Raw genomic sequence first — 20,774 nt, 5'->3', positions numbered from 1 at the left:
CCCCCTCCGCGTATCACTGCTTTAAAGGTATAACCATGTTCCATGTGTCGGAAGCGTCCATAAAACCGTCGCTGCCGTCCGAGACGGCAGCGAACAAATGAGTCGGCTTGCCGTTCTGGAACAACAGGAACGGCCGCTCCAGATTGCCCAGCGTCCGCACCGTGCCGTCATCGAAACGCACCGTGCGGGAATAGCTTTGCGGCTGCTCATGCAAGCTCCATTGCAGCCCGTCCGGCGACCCGGCGTAGATGCCGCCGTATGTTTCTCCGCATAGATGACCTTCCATATCTTTGGCGATCAAGCTGTATCCTTCGGCTGTTTGCCAGATGAACGGGTCCTCGATATGGAATGACTCCGGCGGAAACACCGGCTTGTCGCTCAGCACTCGGTACGGCCCCTCGTAATGATCCGCATGCGCGACGCCAATCGTCATGCCGCCATGCAGATTGCCTTCGTAGCGGCGAGCCTTGTAGATCAGCAGCACGGAACCGTCCTCCCGAACGCACGGAGCCGGATTGGAAGTCAAAAAGCTGTCGAATCGACCGGGACGCGTCGGCAATATCGGTTCGTCCGCTCTACGCCACGGACCCAGTACGCTGTCCGCGATAGCCAGCCCTACCCGTTTGTTCGCCCGCGCCACGATACATTGCGGATCGGTTAAGCCAAAATTCCCGGGCGGATCCGGATCGCCAAGCGGGTGGGTCGAGCCCGTATAATAAAGCAAATATTTGTTGTTGTGCTTGACGATATGGGGGTTGTGCGTGCTGCGCCCGTCCCAATATTCCGCTCCCCTCGCCGAAAGCACCACCTCGCGAAATCGATAAGGCCCCTCGGGCGTATCCGAGTCCGCCCTGACAATCTCGGAAGCCGTCATCCAGCCGGGATGCATCGGCAGCGTCTTTGGCCAACGCGAGGCGAACATATGAAACTTGCCGTCCTCGCCCTTCACGACGGAGCCGCACCATACCCAATAACCTTCCATCCGGAAGCCGCCGTCACGCGGAGCCGGCAGCATTGCGCTAGTATGCATGGAACGTTCCTCCATAACCGATATCATGCCGCGACGGTCGCCTGCCGCGCACCGCTGCCTGAAATCCAATTTTCCCGCCTTGTTTTGCCCATGTATAATCGCTACTGCCGAGAATCATGTTTTTCCCCTCCCGCTGCATCAATAACTAGACTGCTCCACAACGACTCCTAACTTATGGTGTCGATACGATAATTCGGGCAGCCGGCTGAACATTCATACGAAAATACGGCCTTCGATCGACCGTTTATCATTCTGCGTGGTGGTCACCGGTCGACATAGCGCTGCCGGCGGACCAGCCGCCGGCAGCGCCCAACGTCGGTAGCACCTAGCATGGCAGCACCGTGCCAACAGCACCCAGCCTCGGCAAAGCTTGCGCATCCATCGCCGCTAAGGCGTATTCAGTCCCACATCGCCGGCTACCAGCGGGCGATTTAGCAGAGGCGCGCCGGAATATTCGTCAGCTCCCACATCCGCTGTCGCCCGCGCTTGACCATCCATATCCTGCTGCACGAACGTGTATGTTCCCACAGCGGCGTCAATTGCCGGGCTGCTCGCGGACAGCTTCTGGATGCCGCCCACCGTAGTCAACAGCGGATTGATATTTCGGATCTGCCCCGAGCTGCGCGATACGTTGCTAATGGTGCTGCCATACCCGATGTTGCCCTGAAATAGCGTATTCGTTGTCGCCGCCTCGTAATAAAGCGTGCCGGTGCTGTTGCGCACGATATTGTTCGCAACGACGGAATCTTGCGGCGCATACGCTTTACCCGAGCCGACCACGATACCGGTAGTGCTGTTGACAATCGTATTATTGACGATAATCGCCCGGTACACCTTCCATTGCTTGCGCAATTCTTCCACCGTCGGACTTGGAGGGGAGCCTGCAGTACCTCCGTCGAAGTCGCCATTCGGCAAGTAGATCGCTTCGCCTGTCAAATTTTCGAAGTAGTTGTTATAAATTTTGTGGTCATTGCCGAACAACCGGATACCTTCCTGATCCGACTCCGCTCCGTCCCCGAGAAAGAAGTTGCCGTATACGCTGTTGTTATGACCATGCCGCAACGTCAGGCTGCCCTTGGACGTGCGGAACGTATTAAAGCGAATCGTATTGCTGCTGCTCTTGACCGAAACGATTTCCGGCTCGCCATCGCAATTTTCAAATACATTGTATTGAATCGTGTTATAGCCGTGGGACAGTGTTAAGCCGGACAAACCGAGCCGGATCGTCTCTTTGCCGTTGGTTACCCATGGGCCGACATCGTGGAAATAGTTGTATTCGATTATATCGTATTGCGAAATTTGACCCGATCCGCTCTGCCCCTCATAAGCGATCAGAGGGTTTGTGTCGCTCTTTGGCCCGAAGTCGTTGCGGTCGATGCGGTTATGATGGCTGTTTGCGCCCCGCACTTGCAGCCACATCAGGTCTCCGCCGGAGCTTGGGAGCGCAAACGCATTGCGGGTCACCCGCACATGGTTCGAACCTTCCAACACGACTGCGCCATTGATTGTGTTCGTAAACTTTAACCCGTCCAGCACCACATGCGAGGAGTTCTCGACGCGGAAGCCCGACGCTCCAGAGATAATGGCCTGACCGCGGTTTTTTGCTTTAATGACGATTGGCGCATTGGCAGTGCCGTTTTTATTTAGAACAGTAAACGGGCTAGTACGCGAATACGTACCGTTTGCCAGCACGATCGTTTTGCCCGCCGAAGCAGTTGCAAGCTCGGCAGCCAACTGCGTGGAGTTGCTTACTTCGACTACCGTTCCTTCGCTGCCGCTGCCACTTGAAGCGCTGCCATAAATTTCGACCTCGGTTATGCTGTTCCAGGCGTTTACCGAGTTGCCGTGGCCAACAATTCGAACGTAACGGACGGGGGCAACATCGGCAAAATCAAATGTCTGCAAGCTGTTGCTCAAACTGCTCACCGCTCCCGAAAGCGCCGTGCTGAAGTTGTAGCCGTCATAAGAAGTTTGGATATCAAAGGTGAAAGTTCGCGATGCTCCGTTAAAAAAGGCGATCTTCACGTATTCCACTCGCTTGCTTGATCCCAAGCCGTATTGGACCCACTCCCCGTCGCCGCTCGCCGACCATCGGGTGCCAAGATCACCGTCGATTGTATGTGCGACGATATTGCCGTCATCTCCGCTGGCCATAAGCTGCGGCAAGGTAACCGTCAGCTTGCTTGCGCCCGGAGGAGGGCCGCTTGCGGTGCCGTACAGTTCAACTTCGGTATAGCTGTTCCAAAGGTTGGAGGAGTTGCCGTATCCGACAATCCGCACATAGCGGACAGGATCGACATCCGGAAAGTCGAATGTTTGCAGACCATCCACAAGGCTGCTTACAACTCCGCTGCTGACGGTCGTGAAGGCGGAACCGTCCGTAGACGTTAAAATATCAAAAGTAGAGGTGCGGCTTGATCCATTTAGAAAAGCAATTTTGATGTAAGACAGTTTACTGTTTACGCCCAAATCGTACTGAATCCATTCCCCGACGCCTTGACTCGACCAACGTGTGCCGAAATCGCCGTCCACCGTGTTGGCCGGAACGTTGCCGTCATGCCCGCTCGCCGTCACGCTGGAGCTGCCAATTGCGAATTTCGCATCGGCCGCCCCTGCCGCTCCCGGCATTAACGCAAACAGCATACAGAACAAAATAACGCACGTCATACTTTTGGTTCTCATGATTCATTTTTCATCCTTTCATAGTGAATTGATGGTTATTGAATCATTGCCTTCGTTCCGTCAGCACCTCCTCTCAAGAGTATGGAAGCCGGGAGGATCTGTCTGCCCTCCCGGCTTCGTAATTTCGGTCTGTTCGATCCTTCTCTCGAACAAGAGGAAAAATGCCCTCTAGTTCCCCCGTCTTCGCCCTTCCTTGCGCTTTAGAGGGAAATCCTCCCACTAATCCAGGTCAAAATGCTGGATTCGGGCAGAATAACCTCGAAGAAAGGGCGTTTTTCCCTCTAAATCGGGCAGATAACCCGTTTCATCCAGATTATAGGGAGCTTTTCAGACTGTTGAAAAACTCACCAATCTTTAAATAATTCACCAAATTAACGCGTTAATTTAGGTATAATAAAGGTAATAAATTGTACTCGAAAGGCGTGGTTATCGTGTGGAACACCAATAAGTCAGACGCTTCGACCGATTATCAAATGGAACTGGTTTGTGTGGAACAATTGGTGCCTCAAGATCATCTTCTTCGAGTCATTCACGACCATGTCGATTTCTCCTTTATTACCGAGTTAACGCGTCCCTATTACACAGCAACGACGGGTAGACCACCTATCGACCCCATCGTATTATTCAAAATGATGCTCATTGGTTACCTCTTCAACATTCGTTCGGAGCGCCAGTTAGAAAAAGAGATCTTTCCTAATGCGGCGTACCGTTGGTTTTTGGGACTGCGTTTCGTAGACAAGGTGCCCGACCATTCGACGATTAGTTTTAACCGAAACAACCGCTTTGCGGGAACGAACCTGTTTCAGGAGATTTTTGAGAAAGTTGTGCGTTTGGCGATGGAACACCACATGGTGGCAGGCCGCGTACTCATTACCGATTCGACGCATGTTCGAGCCGATGCCAACAATAATGCCTATACCGTTCAAGTCATCGGGAAGACGCCTCACGAATATCTGGAAGAACTTCACCAAGCCGTGAACGAGGATCGAGATCTTCACGAAAAAAAGCCTTTAGCTCCGAAAGAGGAGGTGGAAGTCACCAAACATAAAGTCAGTGCCACAGACCCGGATTGTGGTTATATGAATCGCCGCAATAAGCCAGAAGGATTCCATTATCTCGATCATCGCACCGTGGATCACAAATTCAATATCATCACAGACGTTCATGTGACACCTGGCAATGTAAACGACGCCACCGTCTATCTCGAGCGCTTGCAACGCCAAATCCAAACCTTTGGTTTTGATGCCACATTAGAGGCCGTGCTACTGGACTCCGGCTATATGACGCCCTACATTTGCAAAAAAACATTAGAGATGAATATTTTCCCCGTCATCAACTATCGACAGGCAAGCAGAACACCGGGCCTATTGGCAAAGAGTGACTTTATCTATGATACGGAAAAAGATGTTTACATTTGTCCCGCTGGCCAACAATTGAGCTACTACACCACCAATCGTGCAGGTTACCGGGAATACGTTTCTGCCCCTAGTAGCTGCGCTTCATGTCCAATGCTGTCACAGTGCACGCAGGCCGAAAATAAGCAACGTAAGATTCAGCGTCATATTTGGGAAGCGCATAAAGAACAAGTGATGCTTAACCGTATAAGCCCAGAAGGTGAAGCTCTGTATAAACTTCGCGCCCAAACGATTGAACGAAGCTTTGCAGATGCCAAAAATCTTCATGGTTATCGTCGAAGCAAGCTCCGCGGAATAAACAAAATGCGGGAGCAGTCTTTGATGACGGCAATTTCCCAAAATCTGAAGAAAATTGCGCGGCATCTGGCTTGGAAGGAGATGTTCGTTGGCGGTCTACAGCATGTACAGATACTGTTTCTACCAATTAACACCAAATACCGCTCTATGACTCAAACCCAGGCCGCATAAATGAGGTTATTCAACAGTCTGAGCTTTTCCCTCTATTCTCCTATACGGTATATATTCTCCGATGGGGTATACGATTGGCCTCTCCCCACTCCACGCACTTGCTGCTACGGTGAAGATACCTCGATCGAACTCTCTTGTAGAGGAGCAATCGCGCTTCTTCCTTAACACCTATCGCCGTCCTTCGGCGTCGTGGCGCGCTTCATTCGAGAAATATATAGAAAGCATTGTGAAATCATATACTTTCCTATACTTTAAAAAATGTGCCGGCTCCAGCCTTTGCTCTTCGCCAAAGCTTCAATATAATAGTAATCGCCGTAAATCAGCGATACGTTAATGTTGCTGTTAACCGGCTTATGTCCGGTTGCTCCGAGCAGGATGCCTTCATACTCCGGCTGGTCGAGCGTACTGTAGTTGTTCGACAACGAACGCATAATGCGCGTGGCCGCACGCTGGTATAAAGCGGCTTCCTCGGGCGTAACCTGCGACGCGATGTCGATCAAGCCGGATGCCGCGCAGCTCGCCGCCGAGGTGTCGCGCGGCTCGTCCGTCAGGTCGGTCGCCGCGCGGAAATCCCAATGCGGCACATCGTCTTCCGCCAGCGCGCTGATAAAGTAATGAGCCACCCGCTTCGCCGCGTTTAAGTAACGCGCTTCGCCCGTATAGCGATAAGCGCAGCTCATTCCATAGAGCGCCCAAGCTTGGCCTCGCGACCAGGACGATTGCGGCGCGAAACCCTGTCCGCCGTCATAACGCTCCACTTCGCCCGTCTCCGGATCAAAGATAACGATATGATGCACCGAGCTGTCGTCGCGGATAAACGTGCGCAGCACCATATCCGCATGGGCGAGCGCAATATGCTTGAAACGCGGATCACCGCTTTCTTCGCTCGCCCAGAACAGCAGCGGCAGATTCATCATCGAGTCGATGATCGACCACCCTGTCTGGTTGCGAGGCCAAGCTCGAATGAACTGTCCGGCCGGGTTGTACCGACCCGCCAGATAGTTGGCGGCGAACAGTCCGCGCCTCCGCGCGTCAGGGTCGCCTGTAAGCTTGTAACGGATAACCGATGTCGGCAGGAACTGAAAGCCGACATCGTGGTGAAAATGGTTGTCACGCAAGTAACATTGCTCCATGCGTTCGTCCCAAGGCTCCGCCGCCTCCCGGTAACGGGTCTCGCCGGTCATATCATACAGAATCCACAGCATGCCCGGCCAAAAGCCCGAAATCCATTGATCCACTTTGATCTGGTCATATTTGCCCGCTGCCGAAACATGCGGCGCCTCTGTCCAGCCCGCTTCGATCATATGATCGACTTTTATCCTCGCTTTTTCCCACCATGCCGACAGCTCGGACTGTTGCAGCTTCACTTTTTCATTGCTCATCCCCGAAGTCCACTCCTTCTCTGCTAACCTTTAATGGCACCGATCAAGGCGCCTTTTACGAAATACTTTTGCAAGAACGGATATACCAGAAAAACCGGAAGCGTCGCTACCATAATCGTGGCGTATTTCAACGTCTCGCCCAATATGATGATCTCGTCTTGGGACGCTCCCTCCGCCATCGAGTTCGCTTCGCCGATAATTAAAATTTCACGCAGGATCAACTGCAACGGATACAGCGACCGATCCTGAAGGAAGATCATGGCGTTAAACCAGGAGTTCCAGTGGCTTACCCCGTAATACAGGCCTACCACAGCAAGCACCGGCTTGCAAAGCGGCAGGAAGATGCGGAACAGAATGCCGAAGTCGTTGGCGCCGTCGATCTTGGCCGATTCCTCCAGCGCATCCGGCACCGCTTCGAACGATGTCCGCATAATAATGAGGTTAAACGCGCTTATTGCGGTAGGCAGGATCAGCGCCCATAACGTGTCCGTAATGCCCAGCCCTCTGACAAGCAAGTAGAACGGAATCAAGCCGCCGCTGAAAAACATGGTGAACACGATAAACAATGTAAGCGGCTTGCGATATTGCAACGTTTTTCTGGACAAGGCGTATGCTGCAAAAGATGTGAGCAGCAAATTGAGAGCCACGCCTATAATGACAATAAATAACGTGTTGCGGTAGCCAAGCAGGATCATCGGATTGCTGAATACCGCCGCGTATGTCTCAAACGAAAAGCCCAGCGGCTTCCATAAAATGCCTTTATGCGCCATCATCAGCGCCGGTTCGCTAAATGATGCAAATGCCACGTAAAGAATCGGGTACATTGTTGCAATCATGAGCGTGGACAAAAACAGCGTATTGCAAACCCGGAATATATGTTCACCCAAGCTTACTCGCATGCGAACCCTCCTCTACCACAGACCCGTATTGTTCAACTTCCGGCTTATCCAGTTGGAGCCGATAACAAGCGCGAAGTTAATCACGGAGTTGAACAATCCGACAGCGGAGCTGAAACTGAATTGAAAATCTTGAAGCCCGATCCGGTACACATAGGAGGAAATGACATCCGCTGTCACATAAGTGGTCGGGTTGTACAGCAGAATAACTTTCTCGAAGCCAACGCTCATAATCCGGCCAATGTCCAGGATGAGCAATATAACGAAGACGGGCAGCAGCCCAGGCAGAGTAACATGAAGCATCTGCTTCCAGCGTCCACCCCCGTCGATCTTGCAAGCTTCATATTGCTCTTGATCGATCGCAGACAGCGCGGCCAAATAAATAATGGTCCCCCAGCCTACATGCTGCCATATATTCGACGAAACGAAGATCGTCCGGAAATAGGACGGCTCCAGCAACATCGTAACCCGCTCGCCGCCGAAAAATGCGATAATATCGTTGATGACGCCGTCACTGCTCGTGAAATCCTTGATCATGCCGGCAATAATGACAAGCGAAATAAAATGCGGCAAATAAGTGATCGTCTGGACCGAACGTTTGAACAACGCATTTTTGACCTCATTAAGCAACAAGGCAAGAATAAGCGGTGCGGGAAAACCGAAAACGAGATCATAAAAGCTAATCATCAGAGTGTTTTTAAACACCCGCCAAAAATACATTCCGCCAAAAAAGTCTTTGAAATGCTCCAGTCCTGCCCACGCGCTGCCCCCAATTCCAAGTCGGGGATTAAAATCCTTGAACGCGATAATCGCGCCGTACATCGGAAAATATTGAAAAATAATGAAATAAGCCAAAACAGGAGAAAGCATAATGTATAAATATTTGTTTTTGACGATATCTTTCGCGATATTAAGCGGCAGACTCCCGGCATGCGCGACTTTGCCCCGTCCCAGCTTCAACTGAGCCATCTCCTACTCCTCCTGTCTACATGCAGCATCATCGGCAGGGGATGGGCTGCACCATTCCCCTGCCCCCGCGACGGCCTGGAGCCTGTCGCGAGACGATGCATGGAGTTATCTGTTGTTGTAGCGATCCAAGGCACCTTGATAGATGTCGATTACATCGCGAATACCCATATCCTCAAGCTGCTTCACGAAGCCGTCGAACTTGTCGATCGGCTCGTTGCCCATAATAAATTTGATAAACATTTCTTCCAGATAGGTGTTGATGGCCGTCATCGACTGCGCTACCTTTTTGCTCTCATCTACGGTAGGCGTTATGAATGCGGGCAAAATATGTTTCGCCGCATCGGTCTCCGACCAAATTTTGACCGCCTCATCCTGTTGAGGGAACGTGTTGGTCGATTTTTGCTCATGCATCGGGAACGGACCGTTCGGAATCGTATATTGCGCCAGCATCTGCTGCGACGTGTACTTGTCGTTTTTCACGATCATATCGGTAAATTTCGGAACACCGTTATCCATCGTGTAGCTTTCGCCTTCGACGCCGAAGTTGTAAGTCAAGGTTCCTTGCTCGCTAAATGCGTAGTCCAGCCATTTTACGATCGTTTCCAGGTTTTTCGCCGATGTCGTCACTGCCGCGCTTGCTTTCGGGTTATATTTGAAATCGCGCTGTCCGGTAAACGGTTTTTCGCCTGCGTTTAATACCGGATAAGGAGCCGCTACCAGATCAAATGTCGGATTTTGGGCTTTGCCGGACTCCAGCCATTTGCCCATGCCGCCGCCCAGCAGGTAGACAGTCGCTCCGGACTCGCCGTTAAGAAGCCGCTTATCCAGCGTGTTGCGTTCGATGATCGGGAAGTCTTTGTCGATCAGGCCTTCGGAATACCACTTGCGGAACAACGTGATAACATCCTTGTATTGCGGATCAAGCGGGCCGTATTTCACTTTGCCCTCGTCGTCGATGTAGAAGCCGTGCGACGTTTTGTATGCGCCAAAGAACGCGTCCTGCAAGTTCATTTTGCCCGCATATTGCGCTGTCAGCGGCGCTACGGCGCCTTTTTTCTCTTTGAACGCCGTCAGTACCGTATGCCAATCGTCTACCGTTACTGGCAATTGCAGCCCCAGCTCATCCAGCCAGTCTTTGCGCAGCATGGGTCCGCGGAAGACTACGCCTTCCGAGTTGCGCACCATCGGGAAAGCATAATATTGGCCGCTGTCGGTTTTCACCATCTTATCCAGCTCCGGATCGGCTTCCAGCATCTTCTTCAGGTTAGGCGCATATTGGTCGATCAAATCGTTAAGCGGTACGATAACCCCGTCTGCTATCGCCTTCTCCGGTCCTCCCGGATAGATGCTCCAGTCGTACTCCAGCACATCTGGCAGCTTGGTAGAAGCCAACAACAAATTAAACTGCTCTTCCGCTTGCCCGTCGGTCGGGTGGATGTAGTTTACTTTCACGCCGGTTGCTTTCGCGATTTCCTTTCCGATTGGCGCTTCCGCAAGATTCGTTGCAAATGTAATCAGATTGCCGTTAATTGGAGCCCAGTACGAGAAAGTATCTTTGGTATCCATCGGATAAACCGGCTTATCCTCTCCCTCGTTGCCCTTGCTTTCTCCATTGCCGTCCGTATTGCTTACGGCGCTTTGGGTCGGCTCCGCCTTGTCCTTGTTGCCGCTCCCCCCATTACCAGAGCATGCGGTTAACAACAATGAAAGTACCATTGTGATCCCCAGTATGAGCTGCCACTTGCGCTTCTTGCTGTTTCGATTATTTGCCATTGTGCCCCTCCGTTCTATTCGCCCTCGAATTTGTTGATGTGAATCCGCTATCATCGTAACGCCAATTCAGTGTCGCAAGCCATTGTCAAAACCTAAAATATACGGCAATTCCTCAAAAATGAGGGTAGCAAAACCGCGAGTTTACCGCTTTTTCTTGAAGTGCGGGTTCAACCTCTTAAAATGAAAGTTCAAAAAGTTCGCTTTTCAGCACCGAGAAGATGGAATGCAAGTAGAAACTGAGGAGCGGAGCGTAGCAGCGCTACGTGAGCACCGGAAGTTTCGCTTGCGTTCCATATTCGATGTCGAGTACGCTTCTTGGCCTGCTTCGTGATGGAAAGCGGACTTTTTGAACTACCTCTAAAAAAGGAAAGCCCGGGGGCTACTTGACTTCCCTGTAGCGCCCGGGCGTTATCCCTTCAAATTTTTTGAATATGCGGTGGAAAGTATTCACATCATTGTAACCGACCATCAGCGATATTTCGCTGACCGTATATTTCTCGCCGGTAAGCAGCAGCTTGGCTTGCGCCAGACGCGTCTTGTTAATATAGTCGAGCAGAGATTCGCCGGCATGTTCCTTGAACAGTTTGGAAATATACGACGGGGTCATGGAGAAAGCTTCCCCGATCATCGATATGTTAAGGTTCTCGTCATGGTAATAATCGTTGACGTATTTCATGACCTTATCGATCAGCGGATTGCTGCTGTATTCGCGGTTATTGTTAACGTAGCCGCAAAGAAGCTCCAGCATATCGTAAAGCTGGCTGCGCATCTCCCCTACCGTCTGGCATTGCAGCAGACGTTCGATGGCGCGCACGCCGTCCGGCACATCGGGCTTGCCCGCGATGCGGATTTCACCGATTACTTTTTGCAGCGTCGCCATCAGGTCGAACATCAGACATTTGGCCGTATGAAAGGAAAAGGGTTCCGTCGTCACATTTTTTTGAATGATCTCATGGGCTAACGCTTTCGCCTTATCGAGTTGGCCCTCGCGCACGATGGCTATCAATTGCTGCTCGGCCTTGAGCGGATAGAAATAGCCGCCTGGTGAGGCCCCTTGGCTGTCGCCGCCGTTTAAGTCTCCATAATGAATAATACCCCCGCTGCCCGCAACAATACGGTATTCCATCGCCTCGACCGCTTCCTGGAACGCCTGGAAGATGCCATCTTCGCCTTCTTGCTGCACGCTGATGGCTGCGGTCAGTTGCACGTGGGCATGATCGGAAATAAACGACATGGTTTCTTCCGCGATGCGCCCGAGCTCCGCCCGCTGCTCCGCCGTCGATGCTAGCTGATGGTTGACGATGCAAGCGAGCAGCTCCTGGTCCAGCTCTACCGCGTAGGCATGGGCGGACTTGCGCGCGACCTCCTCGACCACGTTGGCGATCAGAAAGTGCAGCAACCGCTTGTTACGCACCTGCTCCTCATCTTCCCGATGGAACTTGCCGAAATGCTCGATGCGCAGCAAGATGACAGAAAAGCCTTCCTGCGGAAAGCGTAGGTCATAGGCCGAAAACGATTCGTGCAGCGGGATATGGCTGTCGAGCTGTCCCTTCAGCAACCGCTGCAGGAAATGCGACCTGAGCGTATTGTTATGCTGGTTCAGCTTGTAATGAAGCTCCTCCTTCTCATGGTAGGTGCTGCTCAGCGCCTGCTCCAAGAACGAATACTCATTGGAGCCGCGATCGAAGGTAACGCCCGCCTTGAACGACAAGCTCTGAATCAGCGCATGGATCGGCAGGTAGTTCCGCTTGAGCAGCCAATATGTCACGCCCCCGCCAACAACGAGGCACAGCAAGATGCTGACGATCGTCAATTGCTCCACCACGTTCATCTTCTGATGGTATACGGCCGCCGGCAGCGTCATCACATATTTCCATCCCGTAATGGATGAGGTTGTGTAAGAAGCGACAAGCCGGCCATCGGCAGTTTGGAACTCCAGTTGCCCCGATTCCTCCGGCATATCGCCGTATTGCACGGCAGGCTCCGCCAGCGGATCGCCCGTAGACGCAATGACCCGATCGTCCTCATCCAAAATAAGGATGGTGCCTTCGTCCGGCGCCGACGCTTGCTCCAGCAGCTTGCTCCGGTCGATCATGAACAGCAGGACCGCGCCCGGCTGATTGATAACGTTAGACATCACATTTTGGGCATACATAACCGTAGGCCTCCACTCATTCTCTTCGGAAACGACAACCGTGTGGTAGCCTTTAATGTACCACTGATCAAAAAATTCCCGGAATGACTGGAAAGGCATATGCTCTTCGAAGCGGATATGGTCGTACAACGTTTCGCTGTTCATACGGTTGTTGCGCGCGATGACCGTATCGCTGCTTTTGTAGTAAATATAAATGCCTTCTAGGAAATCGTTGGCAATTTCGTATACGCGCAAATCATTGGCGATCTGGTATATTTCGTAATGATCCGAATCGGACAGGTCGGCATCGGCCGAAATGAATGCCGCAATCCGCCTGTTGAGGCTCACCTCGAGGCTCAGACTCTCGATTCCTTTGAACTGATTATCTATAGCTTGCTCCATTTGCAGAAGGATAGATTGGTTGGCACGATTAATTTCGGCCTTTACAACGCTCAGCGTCGCGCCGTATATAACGCCGCTGATCAAAATAGGCACGAGCAGCACCGAGACGTAGGAAAGCATCCAGGTCAGGATTACGCTGCGATTTTTGTGCCGGAGCTGTTTCAGATAGTTTGTCCAACGGTTTCGGGTCTTGGCCACAGGCTCTGCCTCCCATAAGATGTAGTTCAAAAAGTCCACTTTTGATTGCGATGTATGTCAGGTAGCGTATGGTACTGAAAACCGAACTTTTTGAACACCCATTTTAATCAGAGTCGGGGCCGACGTCCGTTCTTGTCAAAATAGCCGGACGGCGAATAGCCTCGGCATCCGCTTTCTGATTGTTGATGCAAACCGCCGGAGACGGCCGGTATTCGTAGATGGCCGGCTGATCCTTGCCGCATACAAGATTGTAAGCGACAACGCATTGCTCCGGCGCATACGGAATCCGCTTCCCGAGCGTAATGCCATGCCGACAATTGACAATCGTATTATTGGTCACATGGGCGCGATAGACGCGCCAATGTTTTCTCAATTCCTCTTGCGTCGGCGACCCGGGATAACCGTCCGGCCCCCCATCGTAGTTGCCGCCGTCGATAAGCAGCGCATCCAACGTCAAGTTTTCCATATAATTATCGAACAGGTGATGGTCGTTGCCGTAAATGCGAAACCCGCCCATCTCCTCCTTCACGCCATCGCCGATAAACACATTATGATGAAAGCGGTTTCCATGACCGTGACGCGCAGTCACCTGGCCGGCGGAGTTAAGAAATGTATTGTACCGAATTGTATTATAACAGCTTTTTACCGAAATAATCTCGGGTTCTCCGTCGCATTCTTCAAACAAGTTGTGTTGAATTGTAATATAGCCGTTCGATAAAGAGATGCCGGACAAGCCGAGCCGGATCGCTTCGAGCCCATTGACGACGCGCGGGCTTATATGATGGAAATAATTATATTCGATGACGTCATGCTGCGATATTTGTTCCCCGTCGCCATCAAAAATGACGAGCGGTCCAGGGTCGGCCTTCGGCCCGAACTCGTTGCGTTCGATCCGGTTCCAGCCGCTGCCGCTCCCCACTACAGACAGCAAGCTGTACTCCGCCCCAACCTGTCGCGGCTCAAATCTGTTCCGCGCAATTCTCACATGCCGCGAACCGTCCAAAATGATGGATTCTCGCCGCTCGACCTGCAAATGCAGACCCCATATCTCTACGTAAGCAGAGTTCAAAATGTGTATACTAGATTCGCCAACTATCGACGCTTTTCCTTTGTTTTCTGCGCGGATACTTAGTATGGCGGTGTCAGATCCCGCTTTGCCTTTAATGATATAGTCTTCATTTCGATCGTAAACGCCGTCTGCCAACAAGATCGTGGAACCAGGCTCCGCCCGGCCAATGGCTGCCGCCAACTCGTCGCTATTCGAAACCCGATAAATAGAAGTCATCTTCCCACCTGCTCCCTAAAGAATAGGCGGATATGTTCCCGCAGCCTCCGCAGGACCATATCCGCAACTTTGCAACACCTATTATGAAAGATAAGTCACCTATACCATAGTGTGAAAAAATGAAGCAATCATAAAAATGTAAACTGGAGCGCCCTTTTTACCCGAAAAAGAAATACGCAACTCGCATATCGTCTTCCTTCAACTGCATTTTTTGTGCCGCCTCGAGCAGAGGCGTGCGGTCGTAGACAAGACTTTTCATCGCTATTTCGCCATCGGTTATCGTAAAGTAATGCGCTTCTTTCGACGCATCGTCGCGACGGCGGTAAGACACGCTCCCCGGATTCAGCCACAGACTGGTGTCGCTCAAATAATGAATGCATCTGCGATGCGTATGTCCAAAAATAATGCGGCGATCTCCGGCGGCTTCGGTCGTCCCGTTGTTGCGTTCCGCCCAGAATGCGTCGTACTTGGGCAAGCTGTCGATCGTCAAATAGTTGTCGTACAAATGCTGCATCGTGTAGCTATAGCCGTCCATCTCGAATGTCCGGTAGACCGGCATGCTTTCGAGAAACGAAATTTCCGCTTCGCCGAGCAGCCTGGCATTGTAATGCGCCCACTTGATCGCATCCTCCGCCACATCATGACCGCCGTTGCCGTTTCGGTACAGATCGATAATAGTGTCGTCGTGGTTGCCGCGAACGCAAATCACATCGTTTTTGTGCACCCATTCGATAACTTCCCGCGGGAAAGGCCCGTAGTCTACGAGATCTCCCGCGCAATAAATCAGATCGCAGTCTTGTTCCGCCTTTCGGATTGCTTCGAGCGAATAAACGTTGCTGTGGATATCCGAAATAATTAATGCTTTCACGATTGATTCAACTCCCATAATTCCAACATTCTCAACAGTACCGTCACCGCTTCTGCCCGCGTAGCTGTGCCGCCTGGCATAAAATGGTCCGCCTTCCGTCCTTCAATGATTCCCGCTGCAGATGCCAGGGATACGGCTTCGCTTGCCCAGTCGGGGATGTCTGCGCTATCCGCGAAGCTCCGCGGCGCGGTCCCGCCGTCCTCCAGCGGATAAGCCCTTAGCAGCATGGCAACCATCTCGGCTCGATTAATGGCGCGATTAGGCTGCAATGTGCCGTCATCATATCCTTGCAGAATGCCTGCCTGCAGCGCTGCCCCAAGCTCGCCGGCAGCCCATGCCGGAACATCCGCCCCGTCGGCAAACGGCAAGTCCGTCAACGCGGCATCCAGCTTCAGCGACCGCGCTAGCATAATGGCAAATTGCATGCGGGTGAGCGGCATGTCAGGTCGGAAGCTGCCATCCGGATAGCCGCTCACGATGCCCTGCTCGACCGCTTGGGCAATGTTTTTCCGGCCCCAGTGATTTCCGGTGTCCGGGAAATCCGGCAGACGAGGCGGCTCCGGCGTCTGACCTGGTTTTGGCGACTCGCTCGGCGCCGGCGTTGCCGTCGGCGATGGAGCCGGACTTGCCGACAGGGTTGGCGTCGGAATCGGGTACCAGCCTCCTCCGCTTGCAACGGGACGTTTGACAGCGATCGTATACGATTTGCTTTTACCGGATGGCATCGTCACTTCGACCAGAATGTGGCTTCCATCCGAAGCAATCGCCAGCGCCTCGCTCGGCTGGCCGCTCGCAACTGTTCGGCGCTGCCCGCCATCCACGCTGACCTCGATCAAAGATCCGTCGCTGAGCGCTGTCGGCACAAGGGTCACACTGCTTATCGAAGAAGGCGCCGTTATCGAATAAAATCTCACATCTTGTGCGAAACCGCTCAGCAGTTCTTCGCTTCCGGACTTCAGTTGCATTGCGCTCAGTCCCGGAGCGCCTTCGCCATCGGGCGGATTCGTCCCGATCCCGGCATTCGGGCCAACATCGGCTGTCGTCAGCGGCCGCCTGCTTACAGGGGCTCCCGGATTGTATTCATCCGCTCCAACATCGGCGCCGCCGACACGCGGCTGCCCGTCCATATCCTCAGACGCAACATAGGGCGGCTTGGCCGCATCGACAGCCGGACTGATGGCTGACAGACGGATCATACGGTCTGCGCTGCGCACCAGCTTTAATTCCTTTTTCTCAAACCCGCCCGCTATCGCGTTATTATTTGCCGGATTTGCAATTCCTTCAATTAAATTGCCGGAATAGACCGGTCGTTCGCTCGGCGGGGCGCTCTGCACGGGACCCGTCTCGTTAAAGATCGTGCCCGCATTGCTGAATATGAGATTGTTGTACACCTTCGTTGCGACCGGCTGATACGTTCTGCCGCCCAGACTGATCGCTGTCGTATTATTGCCGACATTGACAATCGTATTGTTGAATATTTGTACGTTGTACTGCCGCCAGTGGCCGCGCAGCAGCTCCGTCCTAGTCTCCGCCGAAAGGCTGTTTAGCTCGGCCGTCTGCTCCGGCGATCCCCAGCGCACCGTCGGATTCGTGCTGCCGTCCGAGCCCGCATCATGCGTGCCGCCATCGAGGCGGATAACGCGGTCGGTCAACCCTTCCATGTAGTTATTATAAATTTTGTGATCATTGCCGTAAATGCGGAATCCGCTTAATCCCGGAGTCTCGCCATCGCCAATCATATAATTCCCGTAGAAGCTGTTGCGATGTCCGTGCCGGGCAACGATGCCGCCGTAAGAATTGCGGATCGTATTGTAACGGATAATGTTGTCGCTGCTTTTGACGGAAATAATTTCATCTTCGCCGTTAAGACCGTCGAACAAATTGTATTGGATCGTCACGAAGCCGGACGACAGCGACAAGCTGGACAGCCCCAGACGGATGGCCTCCAGACCGTTGCTGACGCGCGGTCCTATGCCGTGGAAGCGATTATATTCGATGACGTCGTATTGGGAAATATTTTGCCCGGAATGGCCTGCGCCGTCGTAAATGACTACCGCGCCGAAGCCCTTCTTGGGTCCGATGTCATTGTAGGACAAGCGGTTATGGCTGCTCTCTCCCTCAACCCGGATGTAATGGCGATGAGTGCCGTTAGCCGTCAGCAGAGACTGGTCGTCATACGGAGTCGGCCCTTCGTAGGCGTCTCCGCCCGTGCTGTCCAGACCGCCGGTCCTGCAGCTTCCCGGAACGTCGATCAAGCAGGTTACGGTCCCAACGAGCGGAGCGGTGAAGCTGTACGGTTGTCCGGTCTCGTTTAGAGCAAAGCTGTTGCGCATGATCGAGATATGGCTTGAGCTTTGCAGTTGCACTCCCGGATGGACGCCTGTCAGCGTACGGTGCTCAAGGCCGCGATCTATCAGCGTTTCGTTGCTTCCCTCCGCGCCGATTCCGTTGCGGAAGGCGAAGCCGGACACTTCCACATAAGCGGAATTTTCAATATGGAAATAGCTGTTGCCGGATATGACGGCCTTTCCTTGCTCTGCTGCCGTAATCCGGATCGGATAAGCCGGCGAGGCTGTCTTATTAAGAATGACGAACGGCCCATTCTGCTCATACATGCCGTTCTGAACCTCGATAATCGTGCCTGGCGCAACAGTATCAAGCGCCTGCTGCAGTTGCTCCGCAGAACTTACCTGTACCGTTGTCAGCGCAGGCGGCGGCAGATCATCCTCATCCACATCGCCAGCGGACGGCGGCTTCCCCGGTCCTTGCGGCTCCTCGATAACTGGCGCCTCGCCGATAAACAGCTGCGCTTCCATCAAGCTGTTCCAGTTGCCGGAACTTCCGCTGGCGCTATTGCCGTAACCGACGAGCCTCCAATAACGAGCTTCGATCGGACTCGCGATAACGTAAGGCTGCAGCACGGAATCTTCCGCCTGCAATGCCCGGGCGCTTCGTTTCGGCAGCGCCACGACATGGCTCTCGAATGAGACATCGTTCGATGCCAATACCTCGAAGCTGGACAGCCGTTCCCTTGCGTTAAGGAACGCCAGATTCATATAAGTAACGCGCTGCTTCTCCCCAAGATCGAACTGAAGCCACTGACCGTGTCCCGAGGCCGACCAGCGGCTCTCCATGTCTGCCGCATCCTCGCCCCAGACGCCATCCACAACATTGGCCGGAACATAATGGGTGCCCGGCTGTGACGAACTGGCCGTAACAGAGCCCGCGTGCAGCCCGATTTGACCATTTCCGTCAACCGGCAGTCGGCGAATAATAGTAAGACTGTAAGCATTGCGCACAGGGCCGTTCTCCTCGTCCTTCAACTCAATGCTCACTTTGTTCACCCCCGGCACAAGCGGTATGCTGTCTGCAGCAGACTGCAGCACATGCTCCGACTCATAGTTGCTCAAATAAATTTCGATAAGGGCGGCCGACGTCGCTTCCGGCGTGGCGGCAGGCAATTGCGCTTCCACAGCGACGCTCTCCGTCGTCGAAGGTACAAGCGCCTCATAACCGTCCGTCTTGTTCGGATCGAAGGCCGTATTCAGAGGAACGGCTTGCGTACCGTCCTTAACGGTCAATCCGGATAGTTGAAGCTGCGGCATCTGTTCGGCAAACGTAAAGTAACTGCCGTCCTCCAACGTCGCTTCCCCCGCATAATAGGACTCGCCGCGAAGCGTTACTTTCGTCAGCGGGATTTCCGTCGCATCGCTCCAGTCGCTCGAAGCGCTCGTAAGCAGCAAGCCGCCAAGCGGCATGGCACTGATGGGAATCGCGATCCGCACATGGCCGACCTCCCCTGTATTCTGGGCTTTCCATGTGCGGCTGAGGCGCATGTGGCCGGAACCGTAAGGCGTCGGATCAGCCGCATGGCCATCGTCGCCCCATAGCAGATACTGCTTGTCCGCGAGCGCCTCCCCGTCCGGCGTACCGATCAGCACCTGCACAGCGGTTGCTCCGCCCGCGCCGCTGCGGCTCTCCCGTTGATCCAGGGCGCCGATCTCATCACGTCCGATACCGGCTATGTTGTGACTATACCCCGTATGAGAAGCGGAGTCCCATACAACCTGCGGCGCCGATCCTGCGCTTAAGTAATTTCCCTCAGGCAGAGTCAAGCCGTATTTGATCGCCAGATACGTCTCCACTTGGCGTTTCTGCGCATCCGTAAGCGCTTCCGTAAATACGATAAACTCACCCATGTAGCCGTTAAAGCCCGAGCCGTTCGATGCGGCCGCGCCAAGCGACATAGTGCCGCCGGAGCCGACGAACGGACGCAGAGGCGTATTCGATTGGCCGATTGTCACGCCGTCACGGGCAACAGACTGGTAGACGGAGCCGTTGACCTCCGAATTGGCATTGTGATGCAGTCCCCATATATTATATTGGGACAAATGCACCTGATCGCCCGCCGTTAACCGCTGATGCGAGCTGTCTGTCATTCTGCTGCCGGAATCCCAAAGAACAGACCCCAAGGTTGCGCTTGTCGAACCGTTTTTATGCGGAATATGCGCGCCGAATCCCCCTCGCGACAAGACGTGATTGAAAATCAGCGAGTTGTCGATCGCGCCCAAACCTCCGGTTACCGTATAGACGCTTGCGCCGTCAACTTCTTCGCCATTTGCAAACAAGCCGTCCGCATCCTGCAGGATGCTGCCTGATCCCGAACGGATAAATTTCACTGCCGGCTGATTGTTCAAATCGCGATGTTCAGGCACGTAGCTTGGCTTGGTACGGCTGCTAATCGCCTCAATACTGCCGTCATTTACGAGATCGTGAGCGTTGCCGCTGCTGTCCTTCCATACCGTTACATCGTTGCCGACACGTGTTACACTGCCCGGGTCAGCCTCCAGCCACAGTCGAAGCGCGGCTGCGTCTACGCCTCCCGGTGTTCCTGCCAGCGGCGCAGCCTGCGTCGTATCCGCCGGCAAGGCGGCGACTGATCCGACTGCCAGCATCGCCGCCAGCATAATATGTACAGCTTTTCTGGATGTGCGGCCTCGGCCTGCCGCTTTCGTTCCGAACAACTTGGTTAAAGTCAATTTTACTCCCCCTCGTCTCCCGGGGCGGACCCGCTCCGGCATTTCGGATTTAAGAGTACCCGCTTTGTTGAGCGAACTCTCCCTCTTTTATATACAAAGATGGAACCAGGTTAAATCGTCAAAAGCTGAAACCGCCCTCAAAAGTCCCGATTTCTATCTGCAATTTCTGGAATGGACATCAATTCTTAAAACCTCGGCTTCGCCGCAGTGTTCTCCCATCGCAACCTCTCCTC

Annotated in this window: 12 protein-coding genes; 1 reads left to right on the top strand and 11 read right to left on the bottom strand. The window is 53.3% G+C overall.

The window, feature by feature from the left end:
- Positions 1–13 precede the first annotated feature (13 nt).
- The 3 genes from H7F31_RS12480 to H7F31_RS12475 form a co-directional block, all read right to left on the bottom strand.
- On the bottom strand, positions 14–1,030 hold the full coding sequence (locus tag H7F31_RS12480; RefSeq protein ID WP_261800402.1) for a glycoside hydrolase family protein: 1,017 nt from the start codon (positions 1,028–1,030) through the stop codon (positions 14–16).
- Positions 1,020–1,148 (bottom strand): hypothetical protein, encoded by a 129-nt coding sequence (locus H7F31_RS34175; protein WP_261800401.1) that lies wholly within the window; start codon positions 1,146–1,148, stop codon positions 1,020–1,022. Before H7F31_RS34175 ends, H7F31_RS12480 begins: the two co-directional genes overlap by 11 nt.
- A 269-nt stretch (positions 1,149–1,417) precedes the next feature.
- Positions 1,418–3,712, bottom strand: a complete 2,295-nt coding sequence (locus H7F31_RS12475) for a chondroitinase-B domain-containing protein (protein ID WP_187104437.1) — start codon at positions 3,710–3,712, stop codon at positions 1,418–1,420.
- 473 nt (positions 3,713–4,185) lie between these two features.
- On the opposite strand from H7F31_RS12475, the gene H7F31_RS12470 reads away from it, so the two are divergent.
- On the top strand, positions 4,186–5,595 hold the full coding sequence (locus H7F31_RS12470; protein WP_261800465.1) for an IS1182 family transposase: 1,410 nt from the start codon (positions 4,186–4,188) through the stop codon (positions 5,593–5,595).
- A gap of 251 nt (positions 5,596–5,846) precedes the next feature.
- On the opposite strand, the gene H7F31_RS12465 is transcribed toward H7F31_RS12470, so the two are convergent.
- The 8 genes from H7F31_RS12465 to H7F31_RS12430 all read right to left on the bottom strand — a co-directional run bounded on the left by H7F31_RS12465 (position 5,847) and on the right by H7F31_RS12430 (position 20,541).
- On the bottom strand, positions 5,847–6,977 hold the full coding sequence (locus H7F31_RS12465; RefSeq protein WP_187104436.1) for a glycoside hydrolase family 88 protein: 1,131 nt from the start codon (positions 6,975–6,977) through the stop codon (positions 5,847–5,849).
- 23 nt (positions 6,978–7,000) lie between these two features.
- Positions 7,001–7,876, bottom strand: a complete 876-nt coding sequence (locus tag H7F31_RS12460; RefSeq protein ID WP_087570038.1) for a carbohydrate ABC transporter permease — start codon at positions 7,874–7,876, stop codon at positions 7,001–7,003.
- A gap of 12 nt (positions 7,877–7,888) precedes the next feature.
- A complete protein-coding gene (locus tag H7F31_RS12455) occupies positions 7,889–8,842 on the bottom strand; it encodes an ABC transporter permease (RefSeq protein WP_087570037.1) in 954 nt (317 codons plus the stop codon).
- Positions 8,843–8,947: 105 nt separating this feature from the next.
- Entirely contained in the window at positions 8,948–10,615 is a 1,668-nt protein-coding gene (locus H7F31_RS12450; protein ID WP_261800400.1) for a type 2 periplasmic-binding domain-containing protein, read from the bottom strand.
- A gap of 379 nt (positions 10,616–10,994) precedes the next feature.
- Positions 10,995–13,349 carry an AraC family transcriptional regulator gene (locus H7F31_RS12445; RefSeq protein ID WP_187104435.1) on the bottom strand — a complete coding sequence of 785 codons (2,355 nt, stop codon included), beginning with the start codon at positions 13,347–13,349 and terminating at the stop codon, positions 10,995–10,997.
- 103 nt (positions 13,350–13,452) lie between these two features.
- On the bottom strand, positions 13,453–14,634 hold the full coding sequence (locus H7F31_RS12440; RefSeq protein ID WP_187104434.1) for a polysaccharide lyase 6 family protein: 1,182 nt from the start codon (positions 14,632–14,634) through the stop codon (positions 13,453–13,455).
- Positions 14,635–14,791: 157 nt separating this feature from the next.
- Positions 14,792–15,502, bottom strand: a complete 711-nt coding sequence (locus H7F31_RS12435; RefSeq protein WP_187104433.1) for a metallophosphoesterase family protein — start codon at positions 15,500–15,502, stop codon at positions 14,792–14,794.
- A complete protein-coding gene (locus H7F31_RS12430; RefSeq protein WP_187104432.1) occupies positions 15,499–20,541 on the bottom strand; it encodes a DUF8202 domain-containing protein in 5,043 nt (1,680 codons plus the stop codon). Before H7F31_RS12430 ends, H7F31_RS12435 begins: the two co-directional genes overlap by 4 nt.
- Positions 20,542–20,774: the final 233 nt, after the last annotated feature.

The sequence above is a fragment of the Paenibacillus sp. PAMC21692 genome (genome assembly GCF_014303795.1).
In the GTDB taxonomy this organism is placed as follows: domain Bacteria; phylum Bacillota; class Bacilli; order Paenibacillales; family Paenibacillaceae; genus Pristimantibacillus; species Pristimantibacillus agaridevorans.
This window is presented reverse-complemented; position numbering and strand designations above follow the sequence as displayed.